Consider the following 24,053-nt stretch of genomic DNA (forward strand, 5'->3'; position numbering starts at 1 on the left):
ATGCCTGATGCATTGAAGATGCCGGCGCTGGGCGATGCCGAGTTCCGGCACCTGCAGAAACTCATGGCCGACGCCTCCGGCATCCAGATGGCCGCCAACAAGCGCCCGCTGGTGGCCGGCCGGTTGATGAAGCGCCTGCGCCATTACCGACTGGGCAGTTTCAACGAATACCTGCGCCTGATCGAACAGCCGCTGTACCGGCAGGAGCGCCGCCTGGTGGTCGACCTGCTGACCACCAACGAAACCTATTTTTTCCGCGAACACCCGCATTTCGACTTTCTGGCCAGCTGGCTGCTGCGCCAGCGCGGCCCCTTGCGGTTGTGGAGTGCCGCCTGCTCGTCAGGCGAAGAGCCCTACAGCATGGCCATGGTGATGAGCGAGCACGCCACCACCCGCGACTGGTCGATCACCGCCAGCGACCTGAGCCTGAGCATGCTGCACAAGGCCCAGGAGGCGATCTACGACATCAGCCAGGCCAAGTACTTTCCCGAAGGCTGGCTGCAGCGCTATTGCCTGAGCGGGGTCGGCGACATGAGCGGTCGCCTGCGCATCCAGGCGAGCCTGCGCGAACGCCTGGTCCTGCGCGAGGTCAATCTGGTCCAGCCACTGAGCGAAGACCTGGGCCTGTTCGATGTGATTTTCCTGCGCAACGTGCTGATCTACTTCGACAACGACGAAAAGAAACGCATCGTGCAGCGCCTCGTCCACCAGTTGCGCCCGGGCGGGCTGCTGTTCATCGGACATGCCGAAAGCATTCATGGCTTCAACCTGCCCGTGCGGCTGGTACAGCCTTCGGTGTACGAATGCCTGTAAGCCCTGCCCTGTTCCTGCGCCCCGGCGATTATTTTTTCGGGCATTACAACGGCCCGGTCACCACCTTGCTGGGCAGTTGTGTGTCGATCATCCTCTGGCACCCGGGTCGGCAATTGCTCGCCGTGTCGCATTACGTGCTGCCCAGGGACCCGCTGCTGCGCAGCGACCAGGCCCCCGGCGAGCCGTTCGACACCCGCTACGGCGACGCGGTGTTCCAGCGCCTGCTGGCCGATATGCAGCGCTGTGGCACCAACCCCGCTCAATACCGCAAAAGCCTGTTTGGCGGCGGCATTCTCTCCGGACTCAAGGGCCGTGCCGAACAGGCGGCCCTGAGGGTCGGCCACGCCAACAGCGAATTCGCCTGCCACCAGTTCGAGCAACGCAACTGGCCGGTGGACCACTGCGACCTGGCCGGCGAGCACTATCGTCGCCTGAGCATCGACGGCGCGAGCGGCCGTATCGATTGCCAGCGCAAGGCCATGCGGTTGCCTGTCAGCAGGAGGCTGAGCTCATGATCAAGGTCTTTATCGTCGATGATTCGGCGCTGGTGCGTCAGGTGCTGACCGGATGCCTGGACAATCACCCCGGCATCCGTGTCATCGGCCATGCCGCCGACCCGCTGTACGCCATCGACAAGATGCGCCGCGACTGGCCGGACGTGATCATTCTCGACATCGAGATGCCGCGCATGGACGGCCTGACATTCTTGCGCCAGATCATGAGCGAACGGCCGACGCCAACGCTGATATGCTCCACGCTCACCGAACAGGGCGCAAACGTTTCCGTGCAGGCCCTGGCCGCCGGTGCCGTGGGGATTTTCACCAAGGCGCGGCTGGGTCTGCGCCAGAGCCTGGAGCAAATGTCCGGTGAGCTGATTCGTACCATCGAAGACGCCGCACGCACCCGGCCGGGCGCCTTTCGCCCGCCGGCGGGCTTGCAGGCGGTGCAGCAAAAACCTGCGGCGGCCACCGGACTGTTGCAGACCACCGACCGGGTCGTGGCGCTGGGGTGTTCGACGGGCGGCACCCAGGCGCTGGAGTTCGTGTTGCGGCAATTGCCGCGTGACTGCGCGGGCATTGTGATCGTTCAACACATGCCGGAGAAGTTCACGGCAGATTTTGCCCGGCGCCTGGACAGTCTGTGCCAGATCGAAGTACGCGAGGCCAGGCATCTGGACCGTGTGCACACGGGGCTGGCATTGATTGCGCCGGGCGGGCTGCACATGCAACTCAAGCGCAATGGTGCGCATTATCAGGTCGAAGTGCTCGACGGCCCACCGGTCAATCGTCACAAACCCTCGGTAGACGTGCTGTTTCGTTCGGTGGCCCGGCAGGCCGGGGCCAACACCCTGGGGATCATCATGACCGGCATGGGCGACGATGGCGCACGCGGCCTGCTGGCCATGCGCGACAGTGGCGCACAGACCGTGGCCCAGGACGAGGCCAGTTGTGTGGTATTTGGTATGCCGAAGGAAGCTATCCGCATGGGCGCCGCGCAAACGATCGAACCGTTATCCAGGGTTCCGCTGCTGATCCAGCAGTTTGGTGACCACGCTCGACACGGCTGAAGGATCTTGCCGGTACACCGGGGCATCACCACCGGGATAGGGACGTCTTCCTGTGGGTGTTCACCAGCATGCCGGAGCCTCACCCGCCTACGGGATAAAAACAACGCCGCCTATATTGAAGGACGGCATCCTCATTCCCATGCGACACAGGCCTGACTTATGCCTTGCCGAATTTTGCTCGCCGATGACTACCCGCTGTTTCGGGCCGGCATCCGGGCACTTCTGGAAACGAAACACGAATACGAAATCGTCGGCGAGTCCGGTGATACCTTGAGCACCGTGGAGCTGGCGGTGGTGCAGGCACCGGAAATCGTCCTGCTGGACATGTCGGTGGAGCGTACCGCCAGCGTCCACACCCTGGAGGAGCTGTCGCTGCACGCCCCGCACAGCAAGGTACTGATGCTGTCGATGCACACCGACTCGGACTTCGTCATGAAATGCCTGCAACTGGGCGCCCATGGCTACCTGCTCAAGAGCGCCAGCGTACTGGAACTGGAACTGGCCTTGCAGGCCCTGCGCCGGGGCGGCCAGTACCTGTCTTCGGCCGTGGTGCCGCTGGTGGTCAGCCAGGCCGTGCGCAAAAGCCTGACGCAACCGACCAGGCCCGGCAATTTCACCCTGACCGAGCGCCAGCTGGAAATCCTGCGCCTGATCGCCCGTGGCGAATCGACCCGCTCGATTGCCGTGGGCCTTGGCCTGTCGGTCAAGACCATCGAAGCCCACCGCTCGCAGGTGATGCACCGCCTGGGCATCCACGACATCGCCAGCCTGGTGCTGTTCGCCGTGCGCGAGGGCATCATCGAGGTGAATGACTGAAGCTCACCCCCTATGCTTGCGGGCGGCGATCCGCTTCAACAGCGAAGCCTGCTTCCCGGCTGAAGCCGGTCCTACAAACACTCATCGCGCGCGGGACAGGTCGGAATCCGTAGGCGCGGCTTCAGCAGCGATAAGCTCAGAGTGTGTCAAACACCGGCGGTTCGAACGCCGTCACCGGCGGCAGCTCGCCCTGCCACTTGACCACCTCCACCGAGGCGGTCTGCGCCGAGCAGCCTTGCGACAGGCTGGAGGCGCCAATGTCATGGGTGATGACATTGGGGTTGCCGTGCTTTTCCAGGCTGCCCGGCGCGCCGTGTACCAGCGGGTCGAACCAGGCGCCGGTGGCGATCTGCACCACGCCCGGGCGGATGCCGTCGGACAGGATCGCCCCGGCCAGGAATGCCCCGCGCGCGTTGAACACCTTGATCACGTCCCCGTCACGAATCCCCCGCGCCTGGGCGTCCAGCGGATTAAGGGTCAGTGGCTCGCGGCCCTGGATTTTCGAGGCGCGACTGTAGGCGCCATGGTCGTACTGGCTGTGCAGCCGGGTGCGTGGCTGGTTGGAGAGCAAATGCAGGGCGTGCGTCGGGACAGGCTTGGCCAGCCACACCGGATGACCCGGACAATCGGCATAGCCAAAGCCTGCGATGCGCTCGGAAAACAGCTCGATGCGTCCTGACGGTGTCGTCAGCGGATGCGCCTCGGGGTCCTCGCGAAAATCCTTGAGCAGCACCCTGTCCTCGACCGGGCGCTGGACTTCGAACACGCCGTCACGCCAGAACCGGTCGTAGTCAGGCAGTTCGATGTCGAACTCGCCGGCACGCCCGCGCGACTCTTCGTAGATCGTGCGCAGCCAGTCCTCGGCATCGCGGCCTTCGGTGAAGGCCTCGGCCACCCCCAGGCGCTGCGCCAGGTCGGCAAAAATGCTGTAGTCGTCGCGCGACTCGCCCACCGGCTCAATGGCCTTGTGCATGGCGATCATGAAGCGGTCGGAGGCGGCGCTGCCGATGTCGTTGCGCTCCAGCGACGTGGTGGCCGGCAGCACGATGTCGGCGTATTTGGCCTGGGCGGTCCAGTACTGCTCGTGGACCACGATGGTCTGCGGCTTTTGCCAGGCCTCAAGCAGGCGGTTGAGGTCCTGGTGATGGTGAAAGATATTGCCACCGGCCCAATACACCAGGCGGATGTCCGGGTAGTGGCGCTGCTGGCCGTTGTAGTCGAACGGCGCACCGGGGTTGAGCAGCATGTCGGTGACCCGTGCCACCGGAATGAAATCCTTGACCTTGTTGCTGCCCTGGGAAAAACGCGGCCCGGAAAACGCCTTGCGCCCGCTGCCAGTGTTATTCATGCAGCCATAGCCCAGGCCGAAGCCACCGCCGGGCAGGCCGATCTGGCCGAGCAACGCGGCCAGGGTCACGGTCATCCAGAACGGTTGCTCGCCATGCACTGAGCGCTGCAGCGAGTAGGCAATGTTGATCATCGTGCGTTTACTGGCCATGCGCCGGGCCAGTTCGGTGATCTGCGCCGCCGGAATATCAGTCAGCGCCGCCGCCCACCCGGGCGTCTTGGGCTGGCCATCGAGCTCACCCAGCAGGTACTGGGCAAAGCGCTCGAAGCCCACTGTGCAGCGGGCGATAAAAGCCTGGTCATGCCGGTTTTCCGTGACCAGCACCCAGGCCAGCGCCAGCATCAAGGCGGTGTCGCTGCCGGGGCGCACCGGCAGCCATTCATTGTGCACCGGTCCCGCCAGGTCATCACGCAACGGGCTGACATTGACGAACTGCACGCCCGCGTTCGACAGGTTCTCCAGCGCCTCGTTGAGCAAGTGATCGCTGGCACCACCGGGGCTGGTCTGGGCATTCTTGTGCGGCAGCCCGCCAAAGGCCACGAACAGCTCGCAATGCTCGGCCAGGTTGCTCCACGAGGTGTGCCGGGCCAGCAGCCAGTCCATGTTGCCGACGATGTGGGGCATCAGCACCCGCCCGGCGCCCAGGCTGTAGCTGTCGGTGCTGAACACATAGCCGCCCAGGGTATTGAGGAAGCGGTGCAACTGGCTCTGGGCATGGTGAAAACGCCCGGCACTGCCCCAGCCGTAACTGCCGCCGAAAATCGCCTGGTTGCCATGCTCATGGCGCACGCGCTGCAGCTCGCCGGCCACCAGGTCCAGCGCCACCGCCCAGCTCACCTCGACGAACGGCTCCTGACCGCGCCGCTCGGGGCGGCCTTCACCGGTCAGGAAACTGCGGCGCACGGCCGGGCGCCGGATGCGCGTGGGTGAGGTAATGGCGCCGACCACCGAATCGCCGATCGGCGACGGGTCCTTGTCCCACGCCACCGGCACCATGGCCTGCAACTGGCCGTCGACCACCTGTGGTTGATAGGCGCCCCAATGCAGCGACGTAAAGCTCATGAATTCAGGTCTCCCGGGGTGATGGCGCTGTGCACAATGCCCATGACCCTAGCACGCGGTCAAAAATCAGCAAAAGTCATTTTTGGCTTATCTTTATATGCATTCTGGTAATTAAAATCAGCTGGACACATGCCTACAAGCCATAACCGCCGCCCGGCTTCATAGTCGGGTTTTCGATTCAAAGGCTGATCAGGCATGCGTGCTGTTCTTCTGCTCAACGGGTTGGCCTTGAGCGCCCTGGCCCACACGGCCGTCGCCGCCGACAACAGCCTGTGGCCCGATGCCCAGGCCTCGGTGCTGCTGCGCAATTACTTTCTGCACAACGACGACCGCAACGACCGGGTGCGTGCACAGAGCTACAAGCAGGAATGGGCCCAGGGCTTCATAGGCCGTATCGATTCCGGCTATACGCCAGGCACCTTCGGGCTGGGCGTAGAGGCCCATGGCTTTCTCGGCCTGCGCCTGGACAGCGGGCGTGGCACAGCCGGCACCGGCCTGTTGCCGCTGGACAGCGACGGCCGGGCAGAACCTGATTACTCCTCGGCCGGAGCGGCGTTGAAACTGCGCCTGGGCCAGACCCAACTGAAAGTCGGCGAAATGGAAGTCGAAACCCCGGTGTTCGACACCGCCGACAAACGCCTGCAACCGGAATACGCCAGCGGCGGTTTGCTCGACAGCCTTGAGGTGCCGGGCGTGCGCCTGGTGGCCGGGCATTTCACGGCCTTCAAGAACCAGAACCAGTCCAGCGGCCATGGCGACTTCGACGGCTATCAGGTCAGCACTGCCGGCCACAGCGTCAGCCTGGCCGGGATCGAAAGCCGCACGGAAGGCCCCTTGGGCGGCGCGCTGTACATGGGTGAATTGAGCGACACCTGGCGGCAGTACTACGCCAACCTGCACGGCGCGCACCCGTTGGGCAGCACCACGCGTTTATCGTGGGACGCCAACCTGTACCGCACCCTGGACACCGGTACGGCCAGCGCCGGCGCGATTGCCACCACGGCATCGAGCCTGATGCTCAAGCTGCGCCATCAGTGGCAGACGCTGGGCCTGGGCTACCAGAAGGTCCATGGGCAGACGCCGTTCGATTTTGTCGGCGGCGACTCGATCTACCTGGCCAACTCGATCAAGTACAGCGACTTCAACGGGGCCGGCGAGCACTCCTGGCAACTGCGCTACGACCGTGACCTGACCACGCTGTGGCCGGGCCTGAGCGTCATGGGCCGCTACGTGCGCGGCAGCGGCATCGAGACCGCCCTTGGCGACGGCAAGCACTGGGAACGCGACCTGACCCTGGCCTGGACCGCGCCTTCAGGGCCGGCCAGGGATTTGTCGGTGGAACTGTCGTATGTCACCCACCGCGGCAATGCCGCCCAAGGCAACAACGACCTGGACCGAATCTACGTTGTCGTGCAGTACCCGTGGGACATGGCAGGCCATTGAAGCGCTGGACTTGCCCACGCCCCCCCGTAGGAGCGCGCTTGCCCGCGACCGGCTGCGTAGCAGTCGTAAAATTGCAGCGTTTCGCAGATCTTGAATGTGTTCGCAGCCGTAAAATATGTGGCGTTTCGCAGATTTTGCGAGCGCTACGCACTCGGTCGCGGGCAAGCGCGCTCCTACAAGCCGGCTTCGATGCTGCCTTCGAGTTTTTCGCGCAGGAACTCGATGAAGGCCTGTACCGGTCGGGAGGTCTGGCGATGTTGCGGGTACACCGCCGAGAGCGTCAAAGGCGCCGGGCGCAGGGCGTCCAGCACCGGCACCAGGCTGCCGGCGCGCAGGGCGGCGCCGACGATGAAGGTCGGCAGGTAAGTGACGCCCAGCCCGGCAATCGCCGCATCACGCAACAGATCGCCGTTGTTGACGCGCATGCGCCCGGTGACGTTGAGCACAGTGGGCTTGCCGGGGCCTTCGAAGCGCCATTGCACCTGGCGGCTGTGGCCATAGGGCAGGCAATCGTGGTCGAGCAGGTCTTCGGGAACGTCGGGATGGCCGCGCTCGGCCAGGTACACGGGACTGGCGCAATACACCCGCTCGATGGTCGCGATGCGCCGCGCCACCAGCGAGGAGTCTTCCAGGATGCCGATGCGCAGCACCAGGTCGTAGCCTTCGCTGATCAGGTCCACCGGCCGGTCGCTGAGGTCGATTTCCATCGACACTTCGCGATGACGTTGCAGGAACAGCGGCACCAGGCAGCCCAGGTGGGCAATGGCAAACGACAGCGGCGCACTGACACGGATGGTGCCGCGCGGCTCGCTGTTCTGCCCGGCAATGCCCTGTTCGACCTGCTCCACCTCGCTGAGCAGGCGCAGCGACGATTCGTAGTAGCTCTGCCCCAGCGGCGTGACGTCCAGGCGCCGGGTCGAGCGGTTGAGCAGGCGCACGCCCAGGCGTTCTTCGAGCTGCATCAGGCGCCGGCTGACGAACTGCTTGGACAGCCCCAGCTTCTCGGAAGCGGCCGTGAAACTGCCCGACTCCATGACCTGGCAAAAGATACGCATGTCTTCAAAAGGGTTCATTGTCTCGTCCAGGTTGACAGCTAAACGCTTTATAACCGCTTTTTCTCATTTCGGCAGCAAATTAATCTGTGTCCACGGTGCAGCTGAGGCCATAGGCCAGCAGCCCTACCGACTTCCTACCTCATTGAATACGCAAGGAAACAACCATGAACCTGATCCAGAAGACCCTCGCTGCCAGCCTCCTGGCCCTGTCTGTCAATGCCGCCTTCGCCGCCGGCAGCCCGGGCGTCGAGCAGGACACCCAGGCGTTTCTCGAGGCCCTGGCCGCCGGCGGTGGCAAGCCGCTGGAGCAGATGAGCCCCAAGGATGCCCGTGCGGTGCTGACCGGCGCCCAGGCGTCGGTCAAGGTCGACCTGTCGGGTATCGAAGTCAGCCAGCGCACCATCCAGGCCGACGGCCAGGCCATCACGTTGCAGATCGTGCGTCCGGCCAAGGTCAAGGGTGACCTGCCAGTGTTCATGTTCTTCCACGGCGGCGGCTGGGTGCTGGGCGACTTCCCCACTCACCAGCGACTGATCCGCGACCTGGTGGTCGGCTCGGGCGCGGTGGCGGTGTACGTCGATTACACCCCCTCGCCTGAAGCCCAGTACCCGACCGCGATCAACCAGGCCTATGCCGCGACCCGCTGGGTGGCCGAGCATGGCAAACAGATCGGCGTCGACGGCAAGCGCCTGGCGGTGGCCGGCAACAGCGTCGGCGGCAACATGGCGGCGGTCGTGGCGCTGATGGCCAAGGAACAGAAAGCCCCGGCGCTGCGCTTCCAGCTGCTGCTGTGGCCGGTGACCGATGCCAACTTCGATGATGCTTCCTACGGGCAGTTTGCCGAAGGCCATTTCCTGACCCGCAACATGATGAAGTGGTTCTGGGACAACTACACCACCAACCCGGCCGAGCGCGCCCAGGTGCATGCCTCGCCGCTGCAAGCCACGCCCGAGCAACTGCGCGGCCTGCCGCCGGCGCTGGTGCAGACCGCCGAATTCGATGTGCTGCGCGATGAAGGCGAAGCCTATGCCCGCAAGCTCGACGCCGCCGGCGTGCCGGTCACCAGCGTGCGCTACAACGGCATGATCCACGACTACGGCCTGCTCAACCCGCTCAGCCATGTGCCGCAAGTGCGCACCGCCATGCGCCAGGCCGCCGACGAACTCAAGGCCCACCTCAACTGATCGCAACACCCCTGGCCAGACGGTGAACCCACCGCCTGGCCTTTGCGGGTGATAGAACATCCGCAGGAGCGGCCGGGCGGCGATCCGCTTGAGCCGGAAATGGACCACCTGCCGTATGCAGGCCTTGCCGTAAACCGATGTTTCATGGAGCCACCGTCATGTCCCTGTTGCTCAATCATCCGCTGCTGTGGAGTGCCCTGATCCTGCTGGCCGACGTGGTGCTCTGGTACCTGCTCGCGCAGCACCTGCGCGTGGTCCGGGTGGCGTTGCGCCTGGCGCTGTTCATGGCCTACAGCAGCCTGCTGATCAACTCGGGCATCAGCCCGTTGCTGGCCCCGGCCTGGGGTGACGACAGCGTGATGCAACTGGGCGCCACGGCCCTGGCGATTGGCTGGTGGCTGTTTGCAGCCAGGGTCATGACCGTGCTGATCGGGCTGATGCTGATGCGCCGCATCGGCCAGAGCGGACGTCTGCTGCAGGATGTGTTCGGGGCACTGATCTTTCTGGCCTGTGTGGTCGCGGCGGCCGGCTATGTGCTGGAGTTGCCGGTCAAGGGCCTGCTGGCCACTTCCGGAGCGGTCGCCATCATTGTCGGCCTGGCCTTGCAGAGCACGCTGAGCGATGTGTTCAGCGGCATCGTACTCAACACCACCAAGCCGTATCAGGTCGACGACTGGGTGAGCATCGATGGCGTCGAAGGCAAGGTGATCGATGTCGACTGGCGCGCCACGCACTTGCAGACCAGCGCCGGCGCCACTGCCGTGGTGCCCAACTCGGTGGCGGCCAAGGCCAAGATCGTCAACCTCAGCCGCCCGACCCATATGCACGGGGTGTCGATCAGCATCCAGGTGCCCAAACATGTGCGCCCACGGCGGGTGCTGGACGCCTTGAACCGTGCCTTGCAGGGCAGCGACAGCCTGCTGCTGAACCCGGCGCCCAAGGTGGTGCTCAAGGAATCGGGCGAAACCATGGCTGAATACGTGGCCAGCGGTTTCATCGCCGAACTGTCACGCAAGGGTGAAGTGCGCAACCAGTTGTTCGACCTGGCGCACCGCCATCTGGAAGCGGCCGGCATCATTCGCCAGGCCGAAGGCAACGCGGTACCGGTTTCCAGGGCCCGAGCCCTGCTCGATGAGGTCAAGGTGTTCCGCTCGCTGAGCGAGGAGGAACGCGATCGCCTGGCCGAGTCGATGACCGCCGAACAGTTCGTGGCCGGCCAGGTGGTGCTGGACCTCAATGAGGTGTCCGGGTCGCTGTTCGTGATCGGCACCGGCGTGGTGAGTGCGGCCGTGCAGGACGGCGAGCAGCGTGTCGAGGCCGGGCGCATGGGCCCCACCGAAATCATGGGTGAACAGGGCATCCTCGCCGACACGCCTTCCGAGGCCTGCTTCACCGCGCTGACCTCCAGCATCATCTACCGTATCGACAAAGAGATCGCCCGCGCTTCGCTCGAAAAATGCAAGCAGGTCACCCGCGCCTTCAACAAGCTCCAGGCCGTGCGCCAGAGCAACAGCCAGGGCGTGCTGCTGGCGCGCCCGGCCCCGGCGCGCAAGAACGGCTTCCTGAGCTGGCTGCAACGGCGCACCTGACCGGATAACACAAGACACCTGCCGCCTGAGCAACCAACGGTTGCGAAAAGGCCCGCATGACTCATTGCGGCATTCGCGACCGCTGGTCGCTCCTACGAGGGTGAATGTTCATGCCGGTCATGCGTTGGGTTTGATGAAAGCGGGATGTGAAAGGCCTTAACAAAATTAACAACGATTAACTCGTCAGTCCTGCTCGCGGCGTCAAGAATGGGCTTCTCAGCGCAAACATCAATCTGTTGAAAGTGCGAGTCCTGTTCAAGGCCCGATAGCCGCCCCGAGAATTAAGGACATTAACCATGATTCAAAATTCCCGTGTTCAACTTCATTCGCCCTGCCAGACCTGTGAGTACGCGCATCGTCGCGAACACACCGCACACGCCGCCAGCGGCGGCCTGACGCCCTGGCGTGAAAAGCTGGCCAAGCAATTGATTCTGGACAACCTCGGCGAGAACATCGAAGTCACCGAACTGGCCCGCGCCTGCGCCTTGTCGCGCAGTTATTTTTCCCGGGCCTTCAAATGCAGCACCGGCCTGTCGCCCCAGGAATGGATACGCGAACAGCGCATCCTGCGCGCCAAATGCCTGATCGCCCACAGTGGCATGACCCTGACCCAGATCAGCCAGGAATGCGGGTTTTGCGATCAGTCGCACTTTTCGCATATTTTCTCGCGCAGCGAAGGCATTACCCCCTTGACCTGGCGCGGCCATGCGCTCAAAAAGCACCAGGCGGCCCACGTGCAGCGTGGGCTCTGAACCCTTCCCGTTGCCCCTTTCCAGGACAGGAACCCGGCAGTGACGCCCATGCCCGAACAGGCCCTGCAATTCGGCCCTTACCGTATCTACCCGCAACAGCGCCTGGTGCTGGACGCTGACCAGCCACTGCGCCTGGGCAGTCGCGCGCTGGACATTCTGCTGGTGCTGCTGGAACGGCCTGGCGAAGTGATCAGCCGTCAGCACCTGATGAACCGGGTCTGGCCCACCAGTGTGGTTGAAGACAGCAACCTGCGGGTGCACATGGCCGGCCTGCGCAAGGCGCTCGGCGATGGCCAGAGCGGCCAGCGCTATATCGTCACCGTGGCTCATCGCGGCTACAGCCTGGTGGCGCCGGTCACCCGTGCGCAGCACAATGTTCCTCATGACAAACCCGCCACGCCGCTGAACGCCGACCACAACCTGCCCTTGCGCCGCGCACGAATGATCGGCCGCCAGCCGCTGGTCGATGCACTGGTGCACAGCCTGCAAAGCCAGCGCCTGATTACCCTCACCGGCCCCGGCGGGATCGGCAAGACCTCGGTGGCGCTGCGCGTGGCCGAGCAATTGATCGGTCATTACCGCGATGGCATCCGCCTGCTGGAGCTGGCGCCGCTGAGTGACCCGCTGCTGCTGGCCGCGCACCTGGCGGCCTTGTTCGACCTGGCCCCCGATGACGGCGACCCGCTGGGCCAGTTATGCGCCTGGCTGCGCGACAAGCATCTGCTGCTGGTGATCGATAACTGCGAGCACCTGATCGATGCCACCGCACTGCTGTGCGAGCGGGTGCTGCGCAGCGCCCCGCACGTCTGCATCCTGACCACCAGCCGCGAACACCTGCGCGCCGAGGGCGAGTTCATCCAGCGCCTGGACGCCCTCGCCTGCCCGCCGCTCGATCAGGCCAGCGACCTGCATGCCAGCGACTTTCCAGCGCTGCAGTTGTTCATCGAGCGCGCCATGAGCTCCCAGGAGCAGTTCGAGGCCAACCGCGTCACCCTGGCCATGGCCGGCGACATCTGCCGGCGCCTGGACGGCATTCCGCTGGCCATCGAACTGGCGGCCGCCCAAGTGACCAGCCTGAGCCTGTCAGACTTGCAGGCCCAGTTGCAGCACAACCCGGGGCAGTTGATCAGCGGCCACCCGGACAGCACCGGCCGGCACCAGACCTTGCTGGCGACCCTGGACTGGAGCTTTCATTTGCTCGCCCCCGCCGAGCAACGTTGCCTGAGCCGGCTGGCGGTGTTCAAGGACCGTTTTACCCTGGAGTCGGCGCTGGCGGTGGCCGGCGACGCCGCGCTGCCGGTCGAGGCGCTGTACACCGTCATCAGCCAGTTGGTGGCCAAGTCGCTGCTCAATGTCGAGGCTGGCGATGAACAGGTGCTTTATCGTTTACTCGACACCACCCGGCACTACGCTCTGGAAAAACTGCGCCAGTGCGGTGAGCTGCCCGCCACCCTGGAGCGCCATGCCGAACATTGCCTGGCCTTGATGCAACAGGCCCGGCAAGACTGGGAGCACTTGCCGACCGGGCAATGGCTGGAGCGCTATACCCGTAGCCTCAAGGATGTACGCGAAGTACTCGACTGGGGGCTGAGCGGTGAAGGGCCGCAAGCGCTGGCCATCGCCCTGGTGGCTCACTCCGCGCCGCTGTGGCAGGAATTGTCGCGGCTCAAGGAGCATGGCGTGTATGTGCGCAAGGCTTTGCTGGGCCTGCAACACGCAGGACTGCAAAATCGCCCGCTGGAACTGCAACTGCGCCTGGCCCTGGGCAGCTTCAGTTATCACAGCCGTGGTCCGGGGCTGGAAACCATGGACGCCTTTGTCGAGGCCTTGCGCCTGGCCGAACAACTCGGTGACGCGGCCGGCAGGCTGCGGGCAGTGTCCGGGCAGATGACCGTCTACTTGTGCCGGGGCGACTACCCGGCGGCGCTGCTGCAAAGCCGAAGGTTCGACCAGTTGGGGCTGGACCTGGACCCTGAGATCAACCTCAGCGCCCATCGCTTGCGCCTGCTGGCCTTGCATTACGAGGGGCAACAAATCCAGGCCCGGCAACAGGCTGAAAGAGTCCTGCAGCGCCTGGCCCACAGCGGCCAGCACAACCGCTTCAGTCGCGGCTTTGGCATCCAGTACGAACAGAGCGTGGCCACCCTGACCGGCCTGGCCCGCATCCTCTGGCTGCAAGGCCAGCCGCTTGCGGCTGAACGTGTGGCCCGGCAGGCGCTGGACATTGCCGTACAGATCGATCACGGCCTGTCGATCTGCTACACCCTGGCGCTGGCCGGCTGCCCCATCGCCCTGTGGTCCGGTCGTACCGGGCAAGCCTTGGAACGGGTCACGCAACTGCTGGCCCAGACCCATAAACATGCCGTGCTGCTGTTTCATACCTGGGGCCGGCATTATGCCCGCTTGCTCGGCCTGCCCGACGCCCCTGCCGGCCCTGCCACTGGGTTGCTCAGCGACATCCTGCTGACCGTACGCGCAGGGGTGATCGACCAGGCTCAACTGGAACGTGCACAACAGGGCGAGGCCGGCTGGTGCGCGGCAGAAATCCTGCGCTGCCGGGCCGAGAACCTGCTGGCGCCCACTGAAGATCAGGACCTCGGCGCCGCTGAGGCGCTGCTGCACCAGGCCCTGGCCATCGCCCGCCGGCAAGGGGCGCTGGCGTGGGAGTTGCGCAGTGCCCTGAGCCTGGCCAGGCTACGGCCGGAACAGGCCAGGACCTTGCTGGAGCCGGTGCTGGACGGGTTTGAAGCCGACAGCCAGACGCCGGATGTGCTGGAGGCGCAGCGGTTATTGGTCCAGAACCTGCCGGGTGGCGGTGCGCTTTAGCCGGGAACGAATGTCGTACGCTTCGCGGCTGAAGCAGCGCCTACGGGTGAGCCACCCAAGGGGTTGCGAATGCAGACTGTCAGGCGCTGAAAATGCGATGCCCTTTCGCGACCGTTGGTCGCGCCTACGGACAGGTGAGGATTACGACACCTGCATCAAGTCATGCCGGTAGTCGCTGTAGCGCTCGTAACGCGCCAGCACCGCCTGGTACTCGCCGCTGGCTTTCAATTGGGTCTGCGCATGCAGGCGTACCGTGTTGTACAGCCGGTAACGCACCTGGCCTTCATCCGGCACCGACACCAACAACGACCGATCTTCCAGGCGACGCACATCGTTGCGCAACCGGTCGAGGCTGTAGCGGCGATCACAGGCCACACTGGCTGCCGCCTCCAGCGAAAAATCCGTCGCGAAGAGTGCCAGACGCTGCAACAGCTCACATTCCTGCTTGCTCAGCTGTGCATGGCTCCAGTCCAGTGCGGCCGCCAGCGACTGGTGGCGCGCCACGGCGGTGCGCCGGGTCAGATTCAGCAACCATTGGCTATTGGCCAGTTGCCGCTGCAACCCGGCGACGGCAAACACGCCCACGTGTGCAGCCAGCAGTTCGATTGCCAGCGGCAGGCCGTCGAGTTGCCGGCAGATGTCGATTACAACGGGCAGGTCCTGGTCGCGCAGCCCATAGCCTGGCTGGCTGGCCTGGGCGCGGCTGACCCATAATTTCACGGCCGCACAATCGGCGCCTTGCAGCGCCAGGCCCGGCACGTGTTGCAGCCATTCGCCCCAGGCATACAGCGGCTGGCGACTGGTGACCAGCACCGCCAGATGCGGCGCGGCATTCAGCAGCTGTTCGATCCATTGACGACAGGTTTGCGGCAGGCATTCGGCACTGTCGATCAACAGCAGGCACTGGCGCTCGGCCAGTGCCTGGCACACCACCTCGAAGGACGGCTGGCCGTACGCCTCCCGTTGCAGCAGCGTCAACAGCGCCTGCAAGACCTGCGCGGGATCGCCGCTGCTGCAGTCGACCAGCCAGACACCGTCGCGATACGCCGGCATCAACGCTTCGGCCACGCGGCTGGCCAACCGGGTCTTGCCGACTCCGGCCGGCCCTGTCAGGGTCACGAAACGCCGGGTCGCAAACTGCCGCACCAGACCGGCCACCGCCTCGTCACGGCCGATCAGAGGCGTTACACACGCCGGCAGGTTGTGCCGGGCATAACCCACCTCACCGGTGGCTGTACGCTCACCCGGCACCTGGACCACCGGGGCAATGAAGCTGTAGCCGCGATGCGTGACCGTGGCGATGTAACGTTCACCGTCTTGCCCGTCGCGCAGGGCACGGCGCAAGGCCGCGATGTGCACGCGCAGGTTGATCGCCTCGACCACTGAATCGGGCCACACCTGTTCGATGATCTGCTGCTTGCCGACCACTGCGCCGGCCTGCTCGACCAGCACCTGGAGAATATCCAGCGCCCGCCCCCCCATCGACACCGGCTGGCCATGACGCAACACCTGGCGCTGGCGCACATGAAAGGCATAGGGCCCGAACAGCAGCACCGATTCTGCCAAGGCTGATTCTGCGAAGGTAATGACCTGACCTTTCATGCGCACCCCCACGCCCTGCACGGGGACCGCCCGGTCAGCGCATGACGCTCAATAAAGAAGAGGGGTTATCTTGGCAGGCACAGGGTTTGAGACAACCACGGCGGGGGACGCGATACGGTCAATGCAGTGCGCGATACGGACACTGCGTCTGCAGATTCCCTCAACTGAATTGCTCACGGTACTGAACGGGGGTAAGTCCCAACCGGCTCGTGAATAGAAAGCGCATGTGCCGCACGCTGCCGAAGCCGCTTTTATAAGCGATGGTCTTGAGGGGCAGCTCGGTGGTCTCCAGCAGGCTGCGGGCGCAGTCGATGCGAGCGTTCTGCACAAACTCCATGGGCGTGACCTGCACGTCACGCACAAACAGCCGCGAGAAATGCCGGGGGCTCATGTTCGCCAGGGTCGCCATGCGCTCGACCGTGAACGGCTCGTCCAGATGCGCCAGTACGTGATTCTGCACACGGGTCACCGCACTTTCCTGCGGGGCCACCGCCGCCGTCAACGGACTGAACAGCGCCTGCCCGCCCTGGCGCCTCATGAGCACCAGCAGCACCTTGGCCACGTCCTGTGCGACCTTCTTGCCATGATCGCGGGCGACCACGGCCAGGGCCAGGTCGATGCCGGCCGTCACGCCACCGGAGGTCAGCACATTGCGGTCCTGAATGTAGATCTGGTCGTTCTGTACCAGCGCCTTGGGGCAGCGCTTGATCAGCCGCTCGGTGTAGTGCCAGTGCGTGGTGACCCGGTAGCCGTCCAGCAGGCCGGCGTCGCCCAGAATGAAGGCCCCGGTGCAGATCGAACCGTAATACTCGGTGCGCGGCACGGCCTCCTGCAGCCAGTGCTGCACGGCCGGCATGGGCTGGTCATAGGCACCGGGACCCCCGGGAATCAACAGCAGGTCGTAGGCTTCGGTGGCCTCTTGCAGGGTGATATCGGCCTGCACCGCCACGCCGTTGGAGGCGCGCAACAGCCCGGCCTGGGAGCCTACGGTGACGATGCGGTAATGCGCCTGCGGCGGCAGATAACGATTGGCAATGGAAAACACCTCCAACGGCCCGGACATGTCCAGCAGCAGCAGGTCGGGAAACAGCAACATGGCCACGGTTTTCATGCAGGGTCTTCGCGCATGGTGAGGGCAGGATTCCAAGTCTGAGGTTGTAGAGCGCTTTATAACCCGCTCGCCCGCTGCACACAACTGTCAACCGCAAAGAGACAGTCATTCATGATTGAGCTACTTATTGCGACAGTCCTGACTTGGTAACCTTGTTCTCACTTGCTCGACACCTGAATGCACAGGGTCGAAACCGAATGGAGAACCTCCCATGATCACTCTTCGCAAAGCTTCCGAACGTGGCGCCGCCGACCATGGCTGGCTCAATTCGCACCATACCTTTTCCTTCGCCAGCTACTACAACCCGCAGGAAATGGGCTTCTCTGACCTGCTGGTGATCAACGACGACCGCGTGCAGGCCGGCAAGGGCTTTGGCCAGCACCCGCACCGCGACATGGAGATTTTCTCCTACGTGCTTGAAGGCGCACTGGAACACAAAGACACCCTGGGCACCGGCTCGGTGATCCGCCCCGGCGACGTGCAACTGATGAGTGCCGGCAGCGGTGTGGCGCACAGCGAGTTCAACCACTCGCATGAAGAAGGCGTGCACTTCCTGCAGATCTGGATCGTGCCTAACGTCGGCGGCGCGACCCCGAACTACCAGCAGCAGCACTTCAGTGTTGCCGACAAGCGCGGCCAGCTGAGGCTGATCATCTCGCCGGACGGCCAGGACGGTTCGCTGCAGGTGCGCCAGGATGCCAGGGTCTATGCCGGGTTGTTCGATGGCAACGAGTCGGCCACCCTGGACCTGCCCGCTGACCGCTACGCCTATGTACACGTCGCCCGCGGCAGCGTCGTCCTCAACGGCCAGACCCTGCAAGCCGGCGACGGTGCAAGGGTTCGTGATGAGCAGCGTCTTGAACTGAGCCAGGGCGTGGACGCCGAAGTGCTGGTGTTCGACCTGCGTCCACAGGAACGGCCACAACGTCCTTGAGGGCAGCGGCCCGCCAAGGGCGGTCAGTTGCAAGCTGCAAGCCACAAGCAAAGGCATTTCGGTGCCGTTGCCTGTGGCTTTTTTCATGGCGGGTGTTTTGCCTGAAATTGATGCTGTTGCCGAAGCAACACCCGAGGGGATACAAACTTCCCACGCTCAAACTGATATTCTTCGACCCCTGGACACTAGGTCTGTTGCCGTTTCATCACGGCCGCGCCGGCGCCCGTTTTGCCGCGAGGCAAGGCAGGCGCCGCGAAGTCTGGTCATTCCAGATGAGTGGCGAGTAACGCAGTATCGTGGCAAAACAGGCCCGGCCCTTCGGGTTGCGTGCCCAATCTCGCCAGGCGGTGTTGGAGGACTTGAAAAGGGAGTGACCCTTTTCGTCCTCCGCCTGGCCTGGCGAGATTGGGCCCAACAACGCGGCTCGTGCTGAAACGGCAACAGACCCTAGGTAAATAACATGAACCGTCGCAAGAAAATCAAACAACTGCTCCAGGCCCACGCCAAAAAGGCCAGCGCCAAACTGGCACCGGCCAGCAAGTCGAAGTACATCAGCAAGGCCGACCGCCTGAAGCTGGCCGCCGAGGCCGAACAGCCCTGCGCAGAAAACAGCGCATAGTAGGAGCGCCCGGGCGGCGATCCGCTTCAGCCGTGATCGGCTGCGTCAGCAGGCGTAAATCTCGGATCCGGTCATTTCATATGTGCTGAAACCCGCCTCAAACGCTGAGCACCACCTGTTGCGCCATGACATAACGGTTCTTGCCCTCGCTCTTGGCGTCGTACAAGGCAAGGTCGGCGCGGCGCATCAGGCTGACCATCGACTCGCCGGGCTCGAGACGCGCCAGCCCCACGCTGATGGACAGGGTCAAGCCGTACAGCTGGCTTGAGTGCACGGCATCGACAAGGCTGCGCGCCAGCGCCTGGGCGGCCGCCACGTCCGGCAACTGGGCGGCGATCGCAAACTCCTCACCGCCCACGCGGGCAAAATTATGGCCCTGGCTATGATCCTGCAGTTGCCTGCCCACCTCTACCAGCACCCGGTCGCCGACATCATGGCCAAACCCGTCGTTGATCTTCTTGAAATCATCGATGTCGAGCATCAGGAAAAACAGCGGCACCGGCACTGCCCTGCCGGCCAGGGTCGTGGTCAGCCGCTCCATGAAGGCGCGGCGATTGGGCAGCCCGGTCAGGGTGTCGGTGTAGGCCATGCCGTGCAACTGGCGTTGCAGGTCGAACACGTCCTTGCGAATCCGGCAAAACGTCGCGCACACCAATGTGGCCACCAGCAGGCTGGCCACGATCAGGATCAGTGTCAGCGCATGATCCAGGGGCCGCTCAAACTCAGGGCTGATGACATAAAACAACGTACCCCAGATGGCAATTCCGGTACTCAAGGCATGTGCCGGGTGCACATGCATGGCGGAACTGGGCAGGCTCAACACCAGGCCGATGGGCAGAAACCACACCAGCGGATTGCCGATGGCGTTGGCCAGCGCGCCCAGGCAGGCGCTGCAGGTGCACAGCAACAGCAGCCCGGTCAGCCACAAATGCCAGGTGGTGCGTGCCCGGAAGGTGAGGTAACAGGCCACCCCGGCCGCTGCGCAATAGCCGTACAACCAGGGTGAAATGGCCTGGCTCGCGCTGGCCAGGGTCACGACCAACAGGCAAATGGCGACGGCGAGGATTTCACTTGAAACTTCCAGCGGACGCAGTTGAGCAAAGGTTTTCTGCTCCAGACTTTCTTCAGTGCCATGCATGCTCTACAACCTCGACGACGGCCTGGACACTGGTGATGTGCGCCCCGTCCATCCGCTCTGAAAACAATGAACACTGATTACCACGGCGAGTACGCCCATGCCAGTTAATGGATGGTTCTTGTAGGGCTGCCAGAAACAGACATAAAGTAAATTACTTATTTTTTGTTTGATAAGAGCCCACCCAGGCCTGCTGCGCAACAGCGATGCCTTTGTCCTGCTGCTTCTGGCTATACCGGCTTAAGGCGCCGGCAGCTCATACCGACGCTGAATCCGCGCCAGTTCACCCGAGTCGCGCAAGTTCACCAGTGCCTGCGCCCAGGCCGCTACGACCTCATCTTCGCAGTCGCGGCTGAACGCGATGTATAACGATGCGCGATACAGCTCGACGGGGATCCGGCGCAGCTTGCCAGGAGCGATATTGAGCTGGCGGCTGTAATAGGCCACCCCGGCATCGGTGTCGCCAACAATGACCGGCGTGCGCCCGATCAGCAGCATGCGGTACAACTGCAGGTTCTCGGTGGCACTTCGATCAAGGTTGTCAAAGCCCATCGCCTCCAGCAGGTCGGGCATCAGCCCCGCATGACGGGTGGTGATCCGCTCTGCCGCCTGCAGTTGTTCCAAGGTGTTCACCGACGGCACATTGGCCAGTTGCCAGGCATGGATGGACTCCTCGACGATCGGCCCGACCCACTTGTACAACGGCTCGCGCGCGGGCGTGCGGAACATGGAATACATGATGGACCTGGGGCGGCTCTGCAACAGATGGCTGGCACGCATACTGGGCACCATGGCCATCTCGAAGTCGTCATGGGTCAGCGCCATGATCGCCTGCACGATCTCGGTGGTCATGCCCGTGAGCTGATCGTTTTCCTGATAGTTGTACGGCGCCCACTCTTCGGTGAAGACCTTGTACGGCTCGGCACTGGCCTGGGGACCCTGCAAGACGCAGAGCAGCATGGCGATAAGGGTCAGGTGCTTCATGTGCTCCGCCTGGCGAACGTCAAGGTGTACAAAAGGGGCACCTTTACAAAGGAGCCAGACAAGCATAGCCCCTGGCGGGGTCGATGGGCGGTTTGTGGGGTTCCCTGGCGGCCAATCAGTCAAATAAGGATGATGTGTGCAGGTGTCCGCACGATCATGAAATCCAAGGCATCGCCTCGCACAATGTCATGGCGTCGGTGAGCGGGGCCCTTCCCGGCTAAAGCGGATCGCCGCCCGGCCGGTCCTGCCGTAATGCGCCGGTCTACAAGTCCTTGAGGTATTGATCCGCGATCCGCTGCAGCGTGCCATCGCGGCGCAGGGTCTCGACGGCCTCGGCAAGACGCTGAACCCTCGCTTCGTTGCAGGTTTTCGAACAGGCCAGGTACAGCTCGGTGGTCATCAGCACCGGGCTCATCAGCAAGGGCCTGGCGGACACGCCGCGCCAGATATAGCGGCTTTCCGGTACACCGTTGAACCACGCATCCACGCGCCCCAGCAACAGCATCTGCGCCGGGTTGTCGCCGATCTTCAGCGAGTAGATCTGCTCGTCGCTGAAACCCTCGTCGCGTAGCTTCTGTTCTTGCGCGCTGCCCATGCCGACGGCAATGCGGCGGTAGGCCTGGCGCGCCTGCTCGAAGGTCTCGACCCGCTTGTCCAGGCTGAAAAATGCCCGGTCCATGGTCATGATCGGCGCGATCCAGGTGTATTTGGCCTCCCGGGCCGGGGTGCGCGACAGCGGCATGATCAGCAGGTCCTGGCCGAACTCCACCGTGCGCTGGCCGCGCGACCAGGGCAGGACAATCAGGTTCAACTCGATGCCCGCCCGCTGGGCAGCCTTGAGGGTGGCGTCGCCGACGATGCCGTGCCGACCTTCAGGCCCCGTCATGGTCAGGGGCGGTGCATCCGGCAGGTAAATGTTCATGGGGGCCGCCTCGGACAGGCACGCTGAACACAGCAACACCACAGGCAGCGCGGCATGACGCAGGTGCAAAGCTCGCAGACCGGGACGGCGGACAGGTGTGGTCGAAAGACCCATTGAAGTGACTCAGTAGAGGTGGCAGTCAGACACAAGACCCGTGCAGCATAGATGCAAATGCGGCCCGGCGCCTGCTGACGCTATACTCGCCCCCCGTTCAACGACCGTTTTCTGGAGATGTTCATGGAGCAGGTGCTGCTTATCGTCGATATGCAATCGACCTTCAGCCCGCCGGAGTGGCTGATCGACCGTATCCGCTTTTTGTCCGCCAACCTCCCCACCATCGCCTCGGTCGAGTTGCATGACGAGCGCGTCACGCCGTTTCAGCAACAACTGGGCTGGCACCCGGCCGCCGAGGATGAAAACCTGATCGAAGCCGATGAAGTATTCATAAAGCACGGCTACGGGCAGACACCCGAAGCCATCGCGCACCTCAAGCGCCTGGGGGTGAAGCGGGTGCTGGTGTGCGGCATGCAGACCGAAACCTGCGTGCTGGCCGCCGGCTTTGCCCTGTTCGATGCCGGGCTCAACCCGACCCTGATCACCGACCTGACCGTGGGCTCGTCGCTGGACCGCTCAGGCAAGATGGGCATCGAATTATGGAAGCACCACTTTCGCCAGGTGACCACCGCCAGCGAAGTGATGGCCGGCTTGCAAGATCCTGTCACCCGGTGCCCTCCTGATGCATGACCCGATCAGAATCCTCGATATCGCCCAAAGCGACTGGGTCGCCCTGCGCGACCGGCTTGCCGAGCAGGGCTGGACCCTGGAAAAGGGCGGCGGCCTGGATCACGCCTGGGCCACGCTGACCCGGGGCGAGCTGCTGATCGAGATGGACTACGACGTCTGGTTCGAAGGCGAGATCGCCTATGCACGCGCGCAGGCGCCGGCCATTGAGGCGCTGTTACCGACGCCCGCCCCGGCAAAACACCTGCACGATAACCCCTTGTAGGAGCGCGCTTGCCCGCGACCGAGTGCGCAGCGCTCGCAAAATCTGCGAAACGCTGAAAATTTACGGCTGTGAACGTATTCGAAAATCTGCGAAACGCTGAAAATTTATGACTGTGAACGTATTCGAAAATCTGCGAAACGCTGAAAATTTACGGCTGTGAACGTATTCGAAAATCTGCGAAACGCTGAAAATTTACGGCTGCTAACGCAGCCGGTCGCGGGCAAGCGCGCTCCTACAGCGGTCCCATGTTTGCTGGGTGATAGCGTTGTGTCAGTGACACAGCGCGCCTACTCGATCTTCACCTTCGCTGCGCGGATCACTTCGCCCCAGCGCTGGTAGTCATCGGCAATCAACTGGCCGAATTTGGCCGGGGTGCTTTTCTCCAGGGTGATGCCGTTCTGGGCGAAGCGTTCGGCGGTCTGCGGGGCGGCGGCGATGACCTGAATGTCGTGGCTCAGGCGCTCGACCACGGCCGGTGGGGCATTCCTGGGCAGGACAATGCCGAACCAGCCGGAGGCGACAAAGCCTGGCAGGCCGGCCTGCAGGGCACCGGGCACGCCCGGCAGCAAGGGTGACGGGTCGGCGCTGCTGAGCACCAGGCCCTTGAGCTTGCCGGCCTTGATCTGCGGCGCCAGCACGGTGACGGTGTCGACCGCCACGTCCACTTCCCCACCCAGCAGGCCGGTCACCGCCGGCGCGCTGCCCTTGTAGGGCACGTGCAGCAAGTCGACCCCGGCCAGGTTTTTCAGCAGCTCACCCGACAGGTGGCACAGCGTGCCATTGCCGCAGGACGAATAGGTCAGCGCGCCGGGACGGGCCTTGGCCTCGGCGATCAGTTCTTGCAGGGTCTGGATCTTGCTGCTGGCATTGACCGCCACGACGTTGGGCACCGAGGCCAGCACCGCCACCGGCGTGAAGTCCTTCTGCGCATCGAAGCGCAGGTCGCCTTGCAGGTTCGGCAGGATGGTCAGTTGCCCGGCGGTGGCCAGCGACAAGGTGTAGCCATCGGGCTTGGCGCGGGCGACGTATTCGGCGGCAATCGCAGTGCCAGCACCGGGTTTGTTCTCCACCACCACAGGCTGGCCCAGTGAGGTCGACAGTTGTTCGGCGTAATAGCGCCCGACCGTGTCGGCCGCCCCGCCCGGCGGAAACGGCACGATCAGGGTCAGTGGACGTTCCGGCCAGGTGCCGGCCTGGGCCAGGCTGGCGACAGCGCCCAGGGCGAGGCCGGCAATTACAGCGATCAGGGGAGTCTTTTTCATGTACGGCTCGTCAGTCAGGGTTG

Annotated in this window: 22 protein-coding genes; 13 read left to right on the forward strand and 9 right to left on the reverse strand. The window is 63.8% G+C overall.

Features of this window, described 5'->3' with window-relative positions; genetic code table 11:
• The 4 genes from DGA31_RS06105 to DGA31_RS06120 all read left to right on the forward strand — a co-directional run bounded on the left by DGA31_RS06105 (nucleotide 1) and on the right by DGA31_RS06120 (nucleotide 3,196).
• The gene (locus DGA31_RS06105) at nucleotides 1-813 is read left to right on the forward strand and encodes a CheR family methyltransferase (RefSeq protein ID WP_056838436.1); all 813 of its coding nucleotides are present in this window, start codon (nucleotides 1-3) and stop codon (nucleotides 811-813) included.
• The gene (locus DGA31_RS06110; RefSeq protein WP_109511932.1) at nucleotides 804-1,328 is read left to right on the forward strand and encodes a chemotaxis protein CheD; all 525 of its coding nucleotides are present in this window, start codon (nucleotides 804-806) and stop codon (nucleotides 1,326-1,328) included. The genes DGA31_RS06105 and DGA31_RS06110 overlap by 10 nt, the downstream gene beginning before the upstream one ends.
• On the forward strand, nucleotides 1,325-2,380 hold the full coding sequence (locus tag DGA31_RS06115) for a protein-glutamate methylesterase/protein-glutamine glutaminase (protein ID WP_109511933.1): 1,056 nt from the start codon (nucleotides 1,325-1,327) through the stop codon (nucleotides 2,378-2,380). The genes DGA31_RS06110 and DGA31_RS06115 overlap by 4 nt, the downstream gene beginning before the upstream one ends.
• A 159-nt stretch (nucleotides 2,381-2,539) precedes the next feature.
• The gene (locus DGA31_RS06120) at nucleotides 2,540-3,196 is read left to right on the forward strand and encodes a response regulator (protein ID WP_056838429.1); all 657 of its coding nucleotides are present in this window, start codon (nucleotides 2,540-2,542) and stop codon (nucleotides 3,194-3,196) included.
• 136 nt (nucleotides 3,197-3,332) lie between these two features.
• On the opposite strand, the gene DGA31_RS06125 is transcribed toward DGA31_RS06120, so the two are convergent.
• On the reverse strand, nucleotides 3,333-5,606 hold the full coding sequence (locus DGA31_RS06125; protein WP_109511934.1) for a molybdopterin guanine dinucleotide-containing S/N-oxide reductase: 2,274 nt from the start codon (nucleotides 5,604-5,606) through the stop codon (nucleotides 3,333-3,335).
• Nucleotides 5,607-5,665: 59 nt separating this feature from the next.
• Nucleotides 5,666-5,803 (reverse strand): hypothetical protein, encoded by a 138-nt coding sequence (locus DGA31_RS30065; RefSeq protein WP_206606828.1) that lies wholly within the window; start codon nucleotides 5,801-5,803, stop codon nucleotides 5,666-5,668.
• Between DGA31_RS30065 and DGA31_RS06130 the strand changes: the two genes are divergently transcribed.
• Entirely contained in the window at nucleotides 5,802-7,049 is a 1,248-nt protein-coding gene (locus DGA31_RS06130; protein ID WP_109511935.1) for an OprD family porin, read from the forward strand. The genes DGA31_RS30065 and DGA31_RS06130 overlap by 2 nt on opposite strands.
• Nucleotides 7,050-7,222: 173 nt before the next feature.
• Here DGA31_RS06130 and DGA31_RS06135 read toward each other — a convergent pair whose 3' ends face one another.
• Entirely contained in the window at nucleotides 7,223-8,122 is a 900-nt protein-coding gene (locus tag DGA31_RS06135) for a LysR family transcriptional regulator (RefSeq protein ID WP_056838424.1), read from the reverse strand.
• A 146-nt stretch (nucleotides 8,123-8,268) separates the two neighbouring features.
• Here DGA31_RS06135 and DGA31_RS06140 point away from each other — a divergent pair, with 146 nt between their 5' ends.
• From DGA31_RS06140 to DGA31_RS06155, 4 genes are all read left to right on the forward strand, one after another.
• Nucleotides 8,269-9,288: an alpha/beta hydrolase gene (locus DGA31_RS06140; RefSeq protein WP_109511936.1), complete on the forward strand. Its 1,020-nt coding sequence runs from the start codon at nucleotides 8,269-8,271 to the stop codon at nucleotides 9,286-9,288.
• A 158-nt stretch (nucleotides 9,289-9,446) separates the two neighbouring features.
• Nucleotides 9,447-10,877, forward strand: coding sequence for a mechanosensitive ion channel family protein (locus DGA31_RS06145; protein ID WP_109511937.1), 1,431 nt, complete (start codon nucleotides 9,447-9,449; stop codon nucleotides 10,875-10,877).
• A gap of 296 nt (nucleotides 10,878-11,173) precedes the next feature.
• Nucleotides 11,174-11,629, forward strand: a complete 456-nt coding sequence (locus DGA31_RS06150; protein ID WP_109511938.1) for an AraC family transcriptional regulator — start codon at nucleotides 11,174-11,176, stop codon at nucleotides 11,627-11,629.
• 39 nt (nucleotides 11,630-11,668) lie between these two features.
• Nucleotides 11,669-14,455 carry an ATP-binding protein gene (locus tag DGA31_RS06155; RefSeq protein WP_109511939.1) on the forward strand — a complete coding sequence of 929 codons (2,787 nt, stop codon included), beginning with the start codon at nucleotides 11,669-11,671 and terminating at the stop codon, nucleotides 14,453-14,455.
• A gap of 141 nt (nucleotides 14,456-14,596) precedes the next feature.
• Here the strand turns inward: DGA31_RS06155 and DGA31_RS06160 are convergent, their stop codons facing one another.
• Nucleotides 14,597-16,057: an ATP-binding protein gene (locus tag DGA31_RS06160; protein ID WP_109512051.1), complete on the reverse strand. Its 1,461-nt coding sequence runs from the start codon at nucleotides 16,055-16,057 to the stop codon at nucleotides 14,597-14,599.
• A 160-nt stretch (nucleotides 16,058-16,217) separates the two neighbouring features.
• Nucleotides 16,218-17,168, reverse strand: a complete 951-nt coding sequence (locus DGA31_RS06165; RefSeq protein ID WP_109511940.1) for a GlxA family transcriptional regulator — start codon at nucleotides 17,166-17,168, stop codon at nucleotides 16,218-16,220.
• Between the two features lie 211 nt (nucleotides 17,169-17,379).
• Here DGA31_RS06165 and DGA31_RS06170 point away from each other — a divergent pair, with 211 nt between their 5' ends.
• Nucleotides 17,380-18,102 (forward strand): pirin family protein, encoded by a 723-nt coding sequence (locus tag DGA31_RS06170; protein ID WP_056838412.1) that lies wholly within the window; start codon nucleotides 17,380-17,382, stop codon nucleotides 18,100-18,102.
• 460 nt (nucleotides 18,103-18,562) lie between these two features.
• Nucleotides 18,563-18,721, forward strand: a complete 159-nt coding sequence (locus tag DGA31_RS06175) for a DUF2986 domain-containing protein (protein WP_109511941.1) — start codon at nucleotides 18,563-18,565, stop codon at nucleotides 18,719-18,721.
• A gap of 97 nt (nucleotides 18,722-18,818) precedes the next feature.
• Here the strand turns inward: DGA31_RS06175 and DGA31_RS06180 are convergent, their stop codons facing one another.
• From DGA31_RS06180 to DGA31_RS06190, 3 genes are all read right to left on the reverse strand, one after another.
• On the reverse strand, nucleotides 18,819-19,859 hold the full coding sequence (locus DGA31_RS06180) for a GGDEF domain-containing protein (protein WP_109511942.1): 1,041 nt from the start codon (nucleotides 19,857-19,859) through the stop codon (nucleotides 18,819-18,821).
• A gap of 237 nt (nucleotides 19,860-20,096) precedes the next feature.
• Entirely contained in the window at nucleotides 20,097-20,840 is a 744-nt protein-coding gene (locus DGA31_RS06185; protein ID WP_109511943.1) for a substrate-binding periplasmic protein, read from the reverse strand.
• 262 nt (nucleotides 20,841-21,102) lie between these two features.
• The gene (locus DGA31_RS06190) at nucleotides 21,103-21,762 is read right to left on the reverse strand and encodes a substrate-binding periplasmic protein (protein WP_241509534.1); all 660 of its coding nucleotides are present in this window, start codon (nucleotides 21,760-21,762) and stop codon (nucleotides 21,103-21,105) included.
• A 237-nt stretch (nucleotides 21,763-21,999) separates the two neighbouring features.
• Between DGA31_RS06190 and DGA31_RS06195 the strand changes: the two genes are divergently transcribed.
• Both DGA31_RS06195 and DGA31_RS06200 read left to right on the forward strand, forming a co-directional pair.
• Nucleotides 22,000-22,506: an isochorismatase family protein gene (locus tag DGA31_RS06195; protein ID WP_109511945.1), complete on the forward strand. Its 507-nt coding sequence runs from the start codon at nucleotides 22,000-22,002 to the stop codon at nucleotides 22,504-22,506.
• Complete coding sequence (locus DGA31_RS06200; RefSeq protein WP_109511946.1) at nucleotides 22,499-22,768, forward strand: hypothetical protein; 270 nt, start codon at nucleotides 22,499-22,501, stop codon at nucleotides 22,766-22,768. The genes DGA31_RS06195 and DGA31_RS06200 overlap by 8 nt, the downstream gene beginning before the upstream one ends.
• Before the next feature lie 287 nt (nucleotides 22,769-23,055).
• Here DGA31_RS06200 and DGA31_RS06205 read toward each other — a convergent pair whose 3' ends face one another.
• Nucleotides 23,056-24,030, reverse strand: a complete 975-nt coding sequence (locus DGA31_RS06205; RefSeq protein WP_109511947.1) for a Bug family tripartite tricarboxylate transporter substrate binding protein — start codon at nucleotides 24,028-24,030, stop codon at nucleotides 23,056-23,058.
• Between the last annotated feature and the right edge of the window lie 23 nt (nucleotides 24,031-24,053).

Origin of the sequence: Pseudomonas ovata (genome assembly GCF_003131185.1) — a bacterium.
In the GTDB taxonomy this organism is placed as follows: Bacteria; Pseudomonadota; Gammaproteobacteria; order Pseudomonadales; family Pseudomonadaceae; genus Aquipseudomonas; species Aquipseudomonas ovata.